The 12,791-nt window shown below is 65.4% G+C and carries 15 protein-coding genes and 2 pseudogenes; 7 read left to right on the top strand and 10 right to left on the bottom strand.

What is annotated here, in order from left to right; translation table 11 throughout:
* Positions 1-659 precede the first annotated feature (659 nt).
* Positions 660-839 (top strand): annotated as a pseudogene (locus ABZ909_RS42755) (hypothetical protein); the annotation flags it as partial.
* Positions 840-1,255: 416 nt separating this feature from the next.
* Here the strand turns inward: ABZ909_RS42755 and ABZ909_RS42750 are convergent.
* Entirely contained in the window at positions 1,256-2,182 is a 927-nt protein-coding gene (locus ABZ909_RS42750; RefSeq protein WP_357012029.1) for an oxygenase MpaB family protein, read from the bottom strand.
* A 262-nt stretch (positions 2,183-2,444) separates the two neighbouring features.
* Between ABZ909_RS42750 and ABZ909_RS42745 the strand changes: the two genes are divergently transcribed.
* Positions 2,445-2,603 carry a hypothetical protein gene (locus ABZ909_RS42745; RefSeq protein ID WP_357012026.1) on the top strand — a complete coding sequence of 53 codons (159 nt, stop codon included), beginning with the start codon at positions 2,445-2,447 and terminating at the stop codon, positions 2,601-2,603.
* Positions 2,604-2,840: 237 nt separating this feature from the next.
* On the opposite strand, the gene ABZ909_RS42740 is transcribed toward ABZ909_RS42745, so the two are convergent.
* The 4 genes from ABZ909_RS42740 to ABZ909_RS42725 form a co-directional block, all read right to left on the bottom strand.
* Positions 2,841-3,284, bottom strand: a complete 444-nt coding sequence (locus ABZ909_RS42740; protein WP_357012023.1) for an SRPBCC domain-containing protein — start codon at positions 3,282-3,284, stop codon at positions 2,841-2,843.
* Positions 3,285-3,316: 32 nt separating this feature from the next.
* Positions 3,317-3,817: a pyridoxamine 5'-phosphate oxidase family protein gene (locus tag ABZ909_RS42735; protein WP_357012021.1), complete on the bottom strand. Its 501-nt coding sequence runs from the start codon at positions 3,815-3,817 to the stop codon at positions 3,317-3,319.
* Complete coding sequence (locus ABZ909_RS42730; RefSeq protein WP_357012019.1) at positions 3,814-4,149, bottom strand: metalloregulator ArsR/SmtB family transcription factor; 336 nt, start codon at positions 4,147-4,149, stop codon at positions 3,814-3,816. Before ABZ909_RS42730 ends, ABZ909_RS42735 begins: the two co-directional genes overlap by 4 nt.
* Positions 4,150-4,611: 462 nt before the next feature.
* On the bottom strand, positions 4,612-5,040 hold the full coding sequence (locus ABZ909_RS42725; protein ID WP_357012017.1) for a MerR family transcriptional regulator: 429 nt from the start codon (positions 5,038-5,040) through the stop codon (positions 4,612-4,614).
* Between the two features lie 77 nt (positions 5,041-5,117).
* On the opposite strand from ABZ909_RS42725, the gene ABZ909_RS42720 reads away from it, so the two are divergent.
* Positions 5,118-6,410: an MFS transporter gene (locus ABZ909_RS42720; RefSeq protein ID WP_357012015.1), complete on the top strand. Its 1,293-nt coding sequence runs from the start codon at positions 5,118-5,120 to the stop codon at positions 6,408-6,410.
* A 349-nt stretch (positions 6,411-6,759) separates the two neighbouring features.
* Here the strand turns inward: ABZ909_RS42720 and ABZ909_RS42715 are convergent, their stop codons facing one another.
* Positions 6,760-6,990: a hypothetical protein gene (locus ABZ909_RS42715; protein WP_357012013.1), complete on the bottom strand. Its 231-nt coding sequence runs from the start codon at positions 6,988-6,990 to the stop codon at positions 6,760-6,762.
* A 35-nt stretch (positions 6,991-7,025) separates the two neighbouring features.
* Positions 7,026-7,508 (bottom strand): hypothetical protein, encoded by a 483-nt coding sequence (locus ABZ909_RS42710; RefSeq protein ID WP_357012011.1) that lies wholly within the window; start codon positions 7,506-7,508, stop codon positions 7,026-7,028.
* Between the two features lie 305 nt (positions 7,509-7,813).
* On the opposite strand from ABZ909_RS42710, the gene ABZ909_RS42705 reads away from it, so the two are divergent.
* The gene (locus ABZ909_RS42705; protein WP_357012008.1) at positions 7,814-8,623 is read left to right on the top strand and encodes an AhpC/TSA family protein; all 810 of its coding nucleotides are present in this window, start codon (positions 7,814-7,816) and stop codon (positions 8,621-8,623) included.
* Here the strand turns inward: ABZ909_RS42705 and nrtS are convergent.
* Genes nrtS through ABZ909_RS42690 form a run of 3 tightly spaced genes read right to left on the bottom strand, consistent with a single transcriptional unit; the run spans position 8,608 to position 9,705 of the window.
* The gene (nrtS, locus tag ABZ909_RS42700) at positions 8,608-8,949 is read right to left on the bottom strand and encodes a nitrate/nitrite transporter NrtS (protein WP_357012006.1); all 342 of its coding nucleotides are present in this window, start codon (positions 8,947-8,949) and stop codon (positions 8,608-8,610) included. The two genes, ABZ909_RS42705 and nrtS, sit on opposite strands and share 16 nt — an antisense overlap.
* A complete protein-coding gene (locus tag ABZ909_RS42695) occupies positions 8,942-9,334 on the bottom strand; it encodes a hypothetical protein (protein ID WP_357012003.1) in 393 nt (130 codons plus the stop codon). The genes nrtS and ABZ909_RS42695 overlap by 8 nt, the downstream gene beginning before the upstream one ends.
* Positions 9,331-9,705: a DUF427 domain-containing protein gene (locus ABZ909_RS42690; protein WP_357012000.1), complete on the bottom strand. Its 375-nt coding sequence runs from the start codon at positions 9,703-9,705 to the stop codon at positions 9,331-9,333. Before ABZ909_RS42690 ends, ABZ909_RS42695 begins: the two co-directional genes overlap by 4 nt.
* 263 nt (positions 9,706-9,968) lie before the next feature.
* On the opposite strand from ABZ909_RS42690, the pseudogene ABZ909_RS42685 reads away from it, so the two are divergent.
* From ABZ909_RS42685 to ABZ909_RS42675, 3 genes and pseudogenes are all read left to right on the top strand, one after another.
* Positions 9,969-10,218, top strand: a pseudogene (locus ABZ909_RS42685) (Tn3 family transposase); the annotation flags it as partial.
* Between the two features lie 100 nt (positions 10,219-10,318).
* On the top strand, positions 10,319-10,870 hold the full coding sequence (locus tag ABZ909_RS42680; RefSeq protein ID WP_357011998.1) for a recombinase family protein: 552 nt from the start codon (positions 10,319-10,321) through the stop codon (positions 10,868-10,870).
* A 272-nt stretch (positions 10,871-11,142) separates the two neighbouring features.
* Entirely contained in the window at positions 11,143-12,474 is a 1,332-nt protein-coding gene (locus ABZ909_RS42675) for a DUF1254 domain-containing protein (protein WP_357011996.1), read from the top strand.
* The last annotated feature ends 317 nt before the right edge of the window (positions 12,475-12,791 follow it).

Here is a 12,791-nt window from a genome sequence, read left to right as displayed (position 1 = left end):
CCTTCAGATCAAGATCAGCGCACCGGGATCATGATCGACCACTACCTTCGCGGCTCCAAATTCCCAGGGCACCAACAACTTTGTGCCAGAGCCATTATCACGTGTCCGCTAGCAGGTGTGTCGGAATCTGGACAGACCCGACCCCGTGTGCAATTCAATTCGGTCGAGCATCGGCAGTGGAGCAGAGGCTGAGCGAGGGCGCGAGCGTACGCTGGGATAGTCGAGATTGGCGTGGATTGGGCGGGGCGATGGCGGCGCGATTGTTGTTCGTGTCGATCCTGGCAGCGTGGGTCGGCGGGATAATCCTGGATCTTGTTGCGTGGTATCAGGTTTGGCCGTTGTGGCTGGTCTGGCCAGGTGCGCTTCTCATGGTGGCCGGCCTGGCGGCAGCGTTCATGGCTTCGCAGAAGGAGGCGCGCCGCTCAAAAGCCGAGCTCGATCATCTGCGGCGGTTACATGCACGGCAGCGCCAGCGGCTCGAGGAGGGTACCGGTCCCAGGTCTGACCGAACTGAGCTGCCCCCAGATCCCTTCGGTATGGGGAGCTCTCGATAGTCCGACGGTTCGGCTGGTGGGGGTTGAGCCCCACCGGGGGAGCGTGGACTCTGTGACCAGCCTGAGCTGAACTCCTTCGTCCGCGGCCTGCGCAGCGACCAGGACGCGGTCACTGCGGGACTTACCTTGCGCTGGAGCAGCGGAACAGTCGAAGGCCACGTCAACCGCATCATGCTCGAGCGGCAGATGTTCGGCCGCACAAAGCCCGACCTCCTGCGCAAGCGGATCCTGTTGAGCCACTGGGCAACACAGCGACAAAATCACGAAATATGGGCCAGATCCTGAATCCTGGCCCCCGATCGAATGCTGGGTTCCAGGGGGCAGTCTTCAGGAGTTACCGACAGTTGCTTTGCGCCTTCGCTTCAGCATCCGCCGTCCGTAGCTGTTCGTCCCGGCGATGCGATCCGATTCTGCGTCGGACGGGGGGCGGCGTATGGCCCACTGCTCCAGGTAGTAGGCCCGCACCTTCTGTTCGGCGGTGAGCGTGCCCCGGTACGAGACACCTCACTGGTCGGTGCGAGCCCGCTTCGGTCCTCTGCCTCGGTGGCGTCTGTCGTCTCGCGAACGGCCTCGTCCCGGTGTTGCTGGAGAGCGCAGTTGAGCTGTTCGACCGACAGCAGCAACGCCAGCGGCGTGCACCCGGCCACCACCAGACCGAACACGCTCACCAGCGCGCTGAGTGGCGTGCGTTGCGCGGTCTGTTAAGCGGCCGGGGTGATGACGCGGTGGCGGACCGATTTCATGATGGCGTTCTTGCGACGCAGGGCGACGACGCGTGTGATCTTCTTGATCGGTGGTGGGAGCAGGAGGTGGGTCGCTTTGATCAGTCGCACCCACCAGCGCATCAGTTGTTCGTCGCGGTCGGTCCAGGACCGGCCGAACAGTTCGCGCACCTGGGGCGGCAGTGCGCCGGTGTTGATCCAAACCCCCAGTGGGCCGACGACGCCCCACATGATCGGCTTCCACAACAGGCCCGGTATCCACGCGGGCGCGGGTGGGTGGCGCAGTGTGTCGAAGAGGTGCTCGACGGAGGGATGGTTTTCCAGACGTTCGGTCAACACTTGGTCGAACCAGGGCTCGAACTCGTCGAGAGTCGCGGGGGCGTCCCGCTCGCGCAGTCCCGCCAGTAGGGTCATCTGCCGCCAGCCCGCGTAGAGTTCCTCCTTCTCCGAGCGTGACAGGCCGGAACCGAACTTCTCGGCGACCACCGTCGAGGCCCAGTACCCGGTAGCGAGCACGAAGAAGTAGGCCTCCGGATCGTAGGCGTGATAGCGGCGTCCCTGCTGATCGGTGCCGCCCATGGACTTATGCAGGGCACGGATGTCACGGCCGTAGTCGGCGGCTTCCTCACCGTAGAACGCCAATGCCAATGTCGCCCAATAGGACCGGTCGAACCGGCCGAAGGGGTCGGTCCGGAATACGGAGTAGTCGACCAGCGCCGACCCGATCACCGGATGCGCGGCCTGCAACAACAGTGCGGCGGGTGCAAGCATGATCAAACGCCAGTCCGCTGCCGAACGTGCGGCCGGTGAGTCCGGCGCGAGTCCCGGCACCTGCGGTGCAGCAGGGTTGGGGTGTGAATGCGAGTTCGGGGCCGGGATGCTGGCGGGGTTCGCTGCGACGGTCATTACCACTCCCTTGAGATAATATGTCGACAACTCTCTCAATTTCTCACGAAGTGGTCAAGCGTCTGAACATCCCGGACAGTGACTTCGCCCTCGGTGACAGATAGCTCGGTCGGTCATACGGAACTCGACCGTGCCGTATTACCGCTGTATTCGCGATGTGCCCGATGAATGGTTGCCGTGGCTGGCTGCACGCCTGATCCAGGCCGGTCTCACCCACGCCGAGGTCATCGAAGCGTTGGATAGCCCGAGGCGGTGGCCGCGCATGAGCACCAGCAAGGACGGATTACGTGTCTTGCAGGTGTGGGCACGCACGCAGGCCGGGAAGCCGATCATCGTCACCGGGGGCGCACCGCGACGCCGGGCCGCGGGTTGCGGCGTTCATCCACTGCGTGCGGCGTCGCTGCCGATTCACCCGCAGTGAGGAATCGTCGGCCGAATCGCACTTCGATCGGCCTGGCCGACAACACTTCAGGATTCGGTGCCGAGGACACACGGGATGGCCCAGGTCCAGGCCGGAACGAGTGGGGTGAGAGAAGTCGGAGCGGTCAGGAACTCGTCGACTGTCGGTTACCTGGTCGCGCGCCACATGACAGCGCGAAAGGACCGCCACTTGTCGCTGCGAGTGCATCTTCTGGCGTCCCGCGGAGCACAGCCGCTGTCAAAGGATATGCGCGAGGCGGTCCAGGCTTTGGCCCCAGCCGTAGGCCGCGCTGTCGTCCGGGGACAACGGGCCGGGAGCCAGCAGGTGGAAGTTCATGGCGGTCTTGCCGTCTCCGACTTCGGTGAAGGTGACCGTGATGACGGAATCGCGCTCGGGGCCGCCATCGCCGGTGGGGTCGCCCCAGGTGAACACCAATCGTTCGGGTTCGACGATCTCGCGGAATCGTCCGACATTGCGGTATTCGGTGCCGTCGGTGTCGGAGACCATGATCGATTCGTAGCGGCCGCCGGGGACCGGTTCGGCGACGATGCTGTCGCGTCGGGTGGTGAAGCCGTGGGGGCCGGCCCATTCGGCGATCTGGTCGGGTTCGATCCAGGCCCGGAAGACCAGGTCCCGGGGCGCGTCGAAGATACGGACAAGGGTGAATTCGCGGTTGCTCATGAGGGGTTGGTTCTCCCGGATTCTCGCGCAGGTCAAGCGGATTGCTGACCGGTCATCCAGTCGGGTGCGCCGCTGGGGAAGCGGGTACGGAAGTCCATCACCGCAGCCCAGGTGGGTCGCACGGCGATGCGCTCCATGCGAGGCGCCTGGCTCGCCACGAACTGCAGATACTCCTCCACCGCGGGGTCGCCGCCCTTGCGCATGGCCGCCGCGTATTCGGGTAGAAGGCCGTCGGATTCGGTGATCTCAGCGCGGCCACGCAGCAGCAGCACTTGCGGCGGAGCATCGTTGGTGTCGATGGTGAGGGCGACATCGGGCCGAGCGCGTAACGCACGGTTCTTGTGCGAGGGCGCGAATCCGGTCATCACCACCTCCTCGCCGTTCCACCAGAAGTTGATCGGGACAACGCGTGGGGTGCCGTCGGCGGCGGTGAAGGCCAGCCGGGCAGGCAGATTCGCCACCAGCAGTTCGCGCGCGATAGTGCTATCCAGCAGCCGCAGGTCCCCCTGCGGCAGGTCCAGGTGTTCGGTCACGGTAGCTCCTTGTGTTGAATGCGGTGCAGATGTTCGTCGAGGCGATCGAGACGATCGCCCCAGAAGCCTCGGTAGCGCTCCAGCCAGTCGGTCGCCGCTGCTAGCGGGGCGGGCTGGAGTCGACAAGGACGCCACTGCGCGTCGCGGCTTCGGGTGATCAGCCCGGCGCGCTCGAGCACCTTCAGGTGTTTGGAGACAGCGGGCAAGCTCATCGCGAACGGTTCGGCCAGCTCGCCGACTGTCGCCTCCCCTTCCGCGAGCCGGGCGAGTATCGCCCGCCGGGTCGCATCGGACAGAGCGGCGAAGACGGAGTCGAGTTGATCCTCGGACATGACGTTTATTACACCATTCGGTTAATTAACCAAGTGGTTAAATGATGCGCTGCCAGAGTCTGGCTGTCAATACCTGCAATCAAGCGGCTGCGGCGCGGCCGCCCCAGAACCCATCGATGTGCATACACGTGCGGTCGGTGTCGATGTAGTCCTCACCGCTACGTTCGGCGACCAACAGCCAGAAGCTTGCGAGCCGGGCATGTGCAGGCTGGTGCGCCAGGTGTAGCCCGGCACCTGATCGCGGATCTCCGCCAGCGCGCGCGTCGCGGTCCCGCCGCCCCAAAAGTTTCCATGCTTTCTGTGGCCGATACTTCAGCACACTTGTCACTGGGGATAATCGGCGGATTCACCGCTCCGTTATGCACGGTCGTAGATCAACGCATCAATTCCTACGGCCCGCACCCTGACGGTAGTGCTGCGAGCGGCCCGTCGCGGCCCGGACCATCTAGCCGGGTTCACCTCTCACCGTTCGTAGGCGCTCGGCAGTTCCCGGCCGAAGAGCTGGGCTTCGAAGTGGCGGCAGCCGTCCGGTGGGGAGTCGCAGTGTTTGGACAGGATGTGTTCCAGGTGGCGGCGGGCGGTGTTCATGCGGTCGGCCTGGATGCGGAGGGCTTCTATGCGCTGCGTGACGGTTTGGGTCCAGTCGCGGGTGGCTCCGGCGCCTGCGAGGATGTCGTGGATCTCGTCGAGGCTCATCAGGCCGTACTGCTGCCAGTATTGGATGACCGCTAGCCTGCGGATCTCCGCGGGGCCGTACCAGCGGCGGCCCGCACGCCGCGACACCGGCGCAATCAGGCCGCGGTCCTCGTAGTAGCGGATCGCCGAGGCGCGCAGGCCGAGTCGCTGGGCTACTTCGTCGATGGGTACCAATTCGACTGGCTGTTCGGGCATTTCGGCCTCCTGTTCAGGTCAGTGTCGCACTGCGGCGAGGTTGCGTTCAACTCGACTTGAACTTGCAGCATGGCGGAGTGACAAGCACTGCTAACCCCACGCGCCGCCGCCTGTTCATCGACACGTCGCCGCTGCGCCGCTCATTCGATCTACGAGCGCTGGTCGCCGGGCAACTCGTGTCCGTCCTCGGCACGCAGATGGCGGCCACCGCGGTCCCCTTCGAGGTGTACGCACTGACGCATTCATCGCTGGACATCGGGCTGGTATCGCTGGCCACGGTGGTCCCGCTGCTGGCGGGATCGGTGTTCGGCGGCCTGGTAGTGGATGCCGTCGACCGCCGCCGCCTGCTGATCGCGGTCTCAGCTCTCATGGCGGTGGTGAACGTGGGGCTCGCATTCGATGCTGGCGCGGCACCCGCGCTGTGGCCGTTGTTCGTGGGTCCCGCGGTCACGGCCGGGTTGAGCGCCCTCGAGGACTCCGCGCTCAATGCGGTCGTGCCCAACCTCGTGCGGCTCGACGAGCTGCCGACCGCGAATGCCATGTTCCAGGCGGTGTTCCAACTCAGCGTTATCGCCGGTCCTGCGCTGGGCGGGTTGCTGCTGGCGGAGACCGGCGCGCGAATCGTGTTCTGGATCAACGCCGCCAACTTCGCCGCCGCCACCACCGCGGCACTCGCCATCGCGCCGCAACGGCCCGCCGGGCGCGGGGAGCGCCCGGGGGTGCGGTCCTTTCTCGACGGCGTTCGCTTCCTGCGGGGCCGCCCGGCGATCCAGGGCGCCTTCGCGATCGATATCAACGCCACCATTCTCGGGATGCCGCGCGCCCTGTTCCCGGCCTTCGCCGCCACCGTATTTCATGGCGGCGCAACCACACTCGGTGCGCTCTACGCGGCTCCGGGTGCGGGCGCGCTGCTCGGCGCGCTCACCACCGGATGGGTCGGACGCGTCGAACGCCAAGGCCGCGCCGTGATCATCGCCGTCGTCGTCTGGGGTCTCGCCATCGCGGGCTTCGGTGTGACCCCTTGGCTGCCAGGCGCTTTGGCGCTGCTGGCGCTGGCGGGCTGGGCGGATGTGGTCTCCTCTGTCTTCCGCAGCACCATCGTCCAGTTGTCGGTTCCCGACGCGCTGCGCGGACGCCTCACCGGCCTGCAGATCGCGGTCGTCAACGGCGGCCCGCGTCTTGGCGATCTCGAGGCTGGTGCGGTCGCAACCACCCTCGGGCCCGTCGTCTCCGTCGTGTCGGGCGGGCTCGGCTGTGTCGCGGGCGCGGTGGCGTTGGCCGGGCTGCTCCCCGGCTTTCGCGGCCAGCGCGCCGCAATGGGTAGGCCCAAGGGGTCCAGTGAGGAGAAAAGTCGCGTTAGCGATCTCTGACCGGCGCGGATCCGGTAGGGCCGCAGGATGATCAGCCGAACGACGCGTCGGACGTCGTCGTATCGGACTGTGCGCCAATAACTTTGGATGCGTGCCCAAAATCGCGAAAGTCTCGCTCACGAGTTGCCGCACACAGTCCCGGCATTATCTGCGGTAGCACGGGGTGCGCGGCCTGAGGAAACACGGTCCGCTGAGCGGTGCGACTCGGTGAATTATCTGCGGTAGCAGGGCAACCGCCGGATTCCACAGGTCGGTCTTCTCAACCGGTCGGCGCCCCGGTCGTGGCCGGCTGACGATGAGGTCGTTACCCGAGAGGCGACATCAGAATGTCGCCTCTCACCGGGTGCACTCAGAAGCAGTAGGGGAATTTGCACGTGGACGGATCGTTGGGGCCGAAGATCGCCGCTATCAGGCCGTTGATCACCGCGTCCGCCGCGCCCGACCCGGTGCTGACCGCGATGTCCTGTGCGCCGACAACGGACCCGGTGGCGACCTCGGGCTGCGCGGCCCCGGCGGTGGCCGCCATTGGGGCGGCGATGAGGATGCCTGCCGTGACCACCAGCATCGTCTTTCGAATCATCGTGTGACCTTTCGATTTACAAGTCCGGTGCGCGGTCAAGGAAGTGACCTGAACAGGGCAGCTCCGAGACGATTCGCTTCGGCGCACGGTTCACCCTCGCCGGCCTGGACTACAGCATTGCGCACCGTGAACACGATGCTGCCGAAAGCGGCCGGCGTTCCGGTATAGCAACCCAGCTTGTTCGTGTCCTGCACCGCGCGATACACGACCACGTCCCGGCCGTAGTACTGAGTCCTGCGCACATCGTTGTACCGACCGGAGGCGAGCTGATCGTCCATCGTGGCGTCGGAGGCGGTGACGACCAGCTCATAGGACTGATCCGTGGATTGCCACTTGCACACGCGCGAGGCCGGGTTCCCGGCGTCGGGCACACGCGTCTTGGATGCCGTGTTCAAACCCGCCGCGCTGAGCGCGGATTCCGACAGCGAACATGCGTCCCACACCGAACCCGCGGCGGGCGCCGTTGTGGCGGAAGGATTTCCAACCGCGGTGGTGGGAGGTGCGGCGTTCGCGGACACTGTGGCGACATCCTCGGCCGGAGCGAATTGCGGCGGCGCTGATACCCCGCCGGCACCAGCCGTCGTGATGGCGGCACCGGTCGCCGACGCAGGCCCACCCGGACTCGGCGAGCTGTCCACAGAGGTGCCGCAGCCCGCGACCAGCATGACGGCTCCACATGCGATGGCCGCGAGACGGCTCCCGGTCGCGACCCTACCGTGCATCGAGAGCTGTTGAACCTTCCGAGTTTTCGGACTCATGGCCTGTTCGTCGGATGATCCTCGGACTCCGTTAGCGAAACGAACTGCCCCCAAAAGTCGGGGCAATGACCACGGGAGCCGGCGACCGCGACAAGATCGCCGCTGCCCGTCACCGCGAGCTCGTCGCCGGCCATCTGGCCGCTCGCACCTCCGTGCGAGCGGTGCTGACCTGCGCTTCCGCGCTGATTGCGACAGGCTCTCTGCTCCTGGTGACCCTGCACGGCAACGGATCATGGCTGGAGTCGGCGCTTCCTCCGCTGCCGTTCGGTGCCGGAGTGGGTCTGGCGTTCGGGGTCATGGACAACGCCGCCGTCAGCACCGTCCCGGTCGAGAACGCCGGAGTCGCGGCAGGCATCGTCAACACGATGCGCATCACTGGCGAGTCCGTCGCCGGCGCCGCTGCCCCGCTCACCACGCTCACCGCCGCCCGGCTTCGTGGCAGCGGCCTCTCCTCCGAATCAGCAACCCGAATCGCCGGTACCTGGATCGGGCTGCCGATCGCGGCCGGACTCTTCGGCGTGACCGAGGTCGTGGTGTTCCACTCCGTCGCCGAGGAACTACGCCGCTACCAGAGCGATCTGCCGTTCGCTGTTGTCGCCGACCCGCAGCAGAAGCTGTATGCGGAGTTCGGTGTGGAATCCTCTGCGGCTGCGCTCGCGTATCCGCGGGCCTGGCTCGCCGCGGCGCGTGGTGCGGCTCGGCAGCGGTCGATCAGCGGGGCCCTCGGCCGCGGTGAAGACCATTTCGGTCGGCCTGCCGACTTTCTCATCGGACCCGACGGCCGCATCGTGGCCCGGAAATACGGTGCGCACGCCGACGACCAATGGTCCGTCGATGAAATCATCAGCCTGGCCGGGCATTACCGCTCGGCCTGATGCCGTGAAGGCGACGTCGCCGACCGCATACCGGGTGGGATGCGTTGCGGATGCCTACGTGCGGGTGCCGGGCTGGTCGATGTGCGCCGGGCCGAGAGCCAACCGATGCTGGCGACAAGGAACGGGACGAGGTAGTTGACCTCGATCCGGATCCAGGTAGCCGGTGTGACGTCTCCGCTGGCGATGTCGCCGCCCTGGTTCACCAGCGACAAGACGGTGCCGACCACGACCGCGGTGGGGCCCGCGGTGCGTGCGGTCGCCCCGCGCAGCAGCAACCGCAGTGCCTCGGTCGGGGATTGCCATCGCTGGTCGCCTCGGTCAGGCAAAGCGGCCCAGCCAGGTCGTTACGGCGTACCCGAGCAGATAGGTGCCTACCGCGATCACTCCCGCCGTGAGCAGGCGCCACTTCAGTTTCCGGACTCCGTCGATGCTGCACTGGTCGCGGCGGCGCAGTGACCACCACACCAGCCCCGCCAGTACTCCGAGGCCGGTGAGCCGGAACCACCAGGTGTAGTTGTCGTAGAGGTAGTTCGCCCATGCCAGGGCGGTGGCGCCGCTGACGATGCCCAGCAACGCCAGCACGGTCGGCCCGACACAACACGCGATGCCCGCCAGCCCGCTGACGATACCGATCCGCCACACCGGCAGCCGGCCCACCACCGGATGTGTCCGACCGCGGACCGGGGTGGGCTGGACCGCGCCGCCGCTCACCGGGTGACACCTCGCCGGCTCAACCGCGACCGCCAGCCCGGCCGGGCCCCGTCGGTGTCTTCGCTTGCCGCCCCGCGTTTTTCGGGTTCGCCCTCGATCTGGACGCCGTTCCAGAACGCGATGTGATCGCGGATCCGCCGGGCCAGTGGGCTGGGTGTGGGGTAGTACCAGGCCACGTCCAGGTTCGTCTGATCACCGACGGTGAGGTGGTAATAGCTGGCGATGCCCTTCCACGGGCACACCGTCTTGGTGCGACTGGCGGTGAAGTATTCCTGGTGCAGCGACTCCGGCGGGAAATAATGGTTGCCCTCCACCCGCACCGTCGCCTCGGCTTCGGCGATCACCGTATCGTTCCAGATCGCGCGCATCATCGTCTTCGCCGCCTTCCACGAGAATCTTCTTCCGATCCAAGCGGTCCCCGGCGCACACAGCCCGTCGAATGTCAGCGTGATGACACGATCATCGCCGACACTGTCAGCGAGACAACACTGTGGATGACGGGGTCGCCGACTGGTGAGGTCGCGTATTCAACCGTCGCAGGCGCTCCGACACCGACAGCCACCTGATCGCTCACGAACCAAACCCCCGGCCCCTCCAGCTTTCAGGACTGATCCGCAAACGGTCTACGGGCGCCTCGACTCCGGACTATCGGCGCAAGATCGCGCGCCGGCTCAACAGGGGCGAGTCGGTCCATGCGCTCAAATGCGACCTGCCTCTACGCCCACGAGGGCACGATCCGGGCACGCCATCTCAAGGACCAAGCCGAACAAATGTGGCGCCGGACGCTGGCGACCAATGCGGTGATCGCTTGGACGACAGAGTATTTCGGTCTCGCAGTAGAGCAGATGCGCCGCGAGGGCCGTCGGGTGGGCAACCAGGTGCTGGCCCACTCGGCCGTAACAGGTTTCCGCAGGCCAGATCTGTAAAGCTTGCCGAGTACGCGCCAACGTCAACGTGTCGGGGGTTCGCAATACACTCCGCGCCATGCGAATCGGCTACGGACGCGTCTCCACCCGCGACCGACACCCCGAAGCCCAGCACGACACACTCACTGCGGCCGGATGCGAACAGATCTTCATGGACAAAGCCTCCGGCAAACTGGCCTCCCGGCCGGAGCTGACCAAAGCGCTGCTGGTGGCCAACCGGCCCAAAGATCAACTGGTGGTCACCAAGCTCGACCGGCTCGGACGCTCCCTCGAGCACCTGATCGAACTGTCGAAGATGCTCCAGGACCGCGGTGTAGACCTGGTCGTGCTCGACCAAGGCATCGACACCTCTACCGCCGTCGGCCGCATGTTCTTCCAAATCCTCGGCGCGATAGCCGAATTCGAACACGCCCTGATGTCCGAACGCACCCGCGGACGTACCGGCGGCCAGAAACCCAAACTCGGCCCCAGACAGGTCCAGCTGGCCCGGCAGATGTACGACGAACTCAACGAACACGGCAAGCGTCGCTACACCGTCGACCAGATCGCCGCCGAGTTCGGCGTCACCCGCCCCACCATCTACCGCCACCTGAACAAGACGACCCCCTAGCCTCACCGCGCCTGACCAGGAGCTACGAGAACTTCGTTGCATTTTCGGCGATTACTACCGGAACCCCGCGTTGTCGGACGCCTTCGGATACGCATATGCGCCCTCTTGGCGTGGGTTCGAATATAAAGGCCCACAATGTATTTCGCGCACTTCAAGCCTCGAGGGAAAGCAGGATTCCCGCCCCGACGGGAATCGGCTCGGGCTAGCATCGGAGTCGAAATCATCACCACGGCAATCGATTTCGATCATATTATTCCCGAGGAGGGACTGCGATGAGTGATAAGTCGGATGTCAGCATGGGCGCGGCGGTCAGCGCCTACGTGTACACATATCCACTGGTTTCTATCGAGGTGACGCGACGGCAGTCGACAAACGTGCCCTATCCGAACGACTACGGCTCCGCGCCGATGAACCAGTTCGCCAACATGCGCACCGTTCCGGACGCGTCGTTCACCAACGTGGTGCGCCCGAACGTCGATACCTTGTACTCGTCGATGTTCTACGACGTGTCCGTCGAACCGCTGATCATCGGCGTGCCGGACATGCGGGGCCGATACTACTTGTTCCCGATCCTGGACATGTGGACCAATGTGCAAGCCTCGCCCGGCACACGCACGCTCGGTGTCCGAGCCGGCTATGAATTCGCCATCACCGGGCCGAACTGGCAAGGCACCTTGCCCGAGGGAGTGCTCGAGTACCCGATGCCCACCGACAGCGGCTGGATCATCGGCCGCATCAAGGTCAACGGGTCGGCGGATGATGTCGAGATTGTGCGCAACATCCAGGATCGGCTCACGGCGGTGCCTCTCAGCGCTTACGGGACTGCCTATGTTCCGCCGGAGAACACCGACCTGCACCCGGATTGGCCGACAGGGCAGGAGGTCGCCGCTTATATCGCAGGCCTCACCCCGCAGCAGTACTGGGACCTGTACTACTCCAGTCTGTCGCACCGACAGACCCTGCCCGATGACAAGGAAATACTCGCGCAACTGGCCGAAGCAGGCTGGACTCCGGAACAGAAACTGAACCTGGACGAGCTGCCCGCCGCCGATCGTGCGGTGTGGGAGCTGGCCTGGCCAGAGGCGCTTTCCAGGATCGAAGTGAACTTCGAGGCCGTGCCCGAGAACGGCTGGCAGATCGCCCGGTCCGGGATGGGCTTCTACGGAACGGAGTACCTGTTCCGTTCGACGGTCGCCTACGGTGGTCTGGGCGCGAACCTGCCCCAGGATGCGATCTATCCCGCCGCGTACGTCGACGGCCGATCGGAGCCGCTATCCGGCGACAACGACTACATTCTGCGGTTCGACGCTGATCAGGTGCCGCCGGTAGACGGGTTCTGGTCGTTGACGATGTACGACGAGAACGGCTTCTTCATCGCCAACGAGCTGAACCGCTATGCAGTGCGCGGCGAAGACCTGAGGGTGAACTCCGATGGGTCGGTCGAGATCTACATTCAAAGCCAGAACCCTGGCCCGGAGCAGGAATCCAACTGGCTGCCCGCACCCGGGGCGGGCGTGTTCAATCTGATGTTGCGTCTTTACTGGCCCGGCATCGAGGTCATCGACGGGATCTGGAACCCGCCGGCCGTGCACATCGCGCCCTGACGCCGCGCGGGGAGATAGCTCCGCGCCAGCTCGGCGAAGGTGAGGATGTCCGGATCGACGCGATCATCGCCGATACTCGCGCGCGCTACGCCGCGGCCAAGCACGCGGGATAGTCGGCACGATCGGTCAGGACCACGCCCCATGCGGTCACCGTCCGGGCCCGGCAGGGAGCCGAATACCTGCCGGCTCCATCACTCGTGGGGTCGATGGGCCTCGCGTGATTACCGAGATTGAATTTGTGTAGTTACGCGCTGAATTTGGTTGTGGTGACCGGTCGGTGTGGATGTTTGTGTTCAGGGGTGGTGAATCCGGCTGTG

It is taken from the genome of Nocardia sp. NPDC046763 (genome assembly GCF_040645495.1).
Classification (GTDB): Bacteria; Actinomycetota; Actinomycetes; order Mycobacteriales; family Mycobacteriaceae; genus Nocardia.
This window is presented reverse-complemented; position numbering and strand designations above follow the sequence as displayed.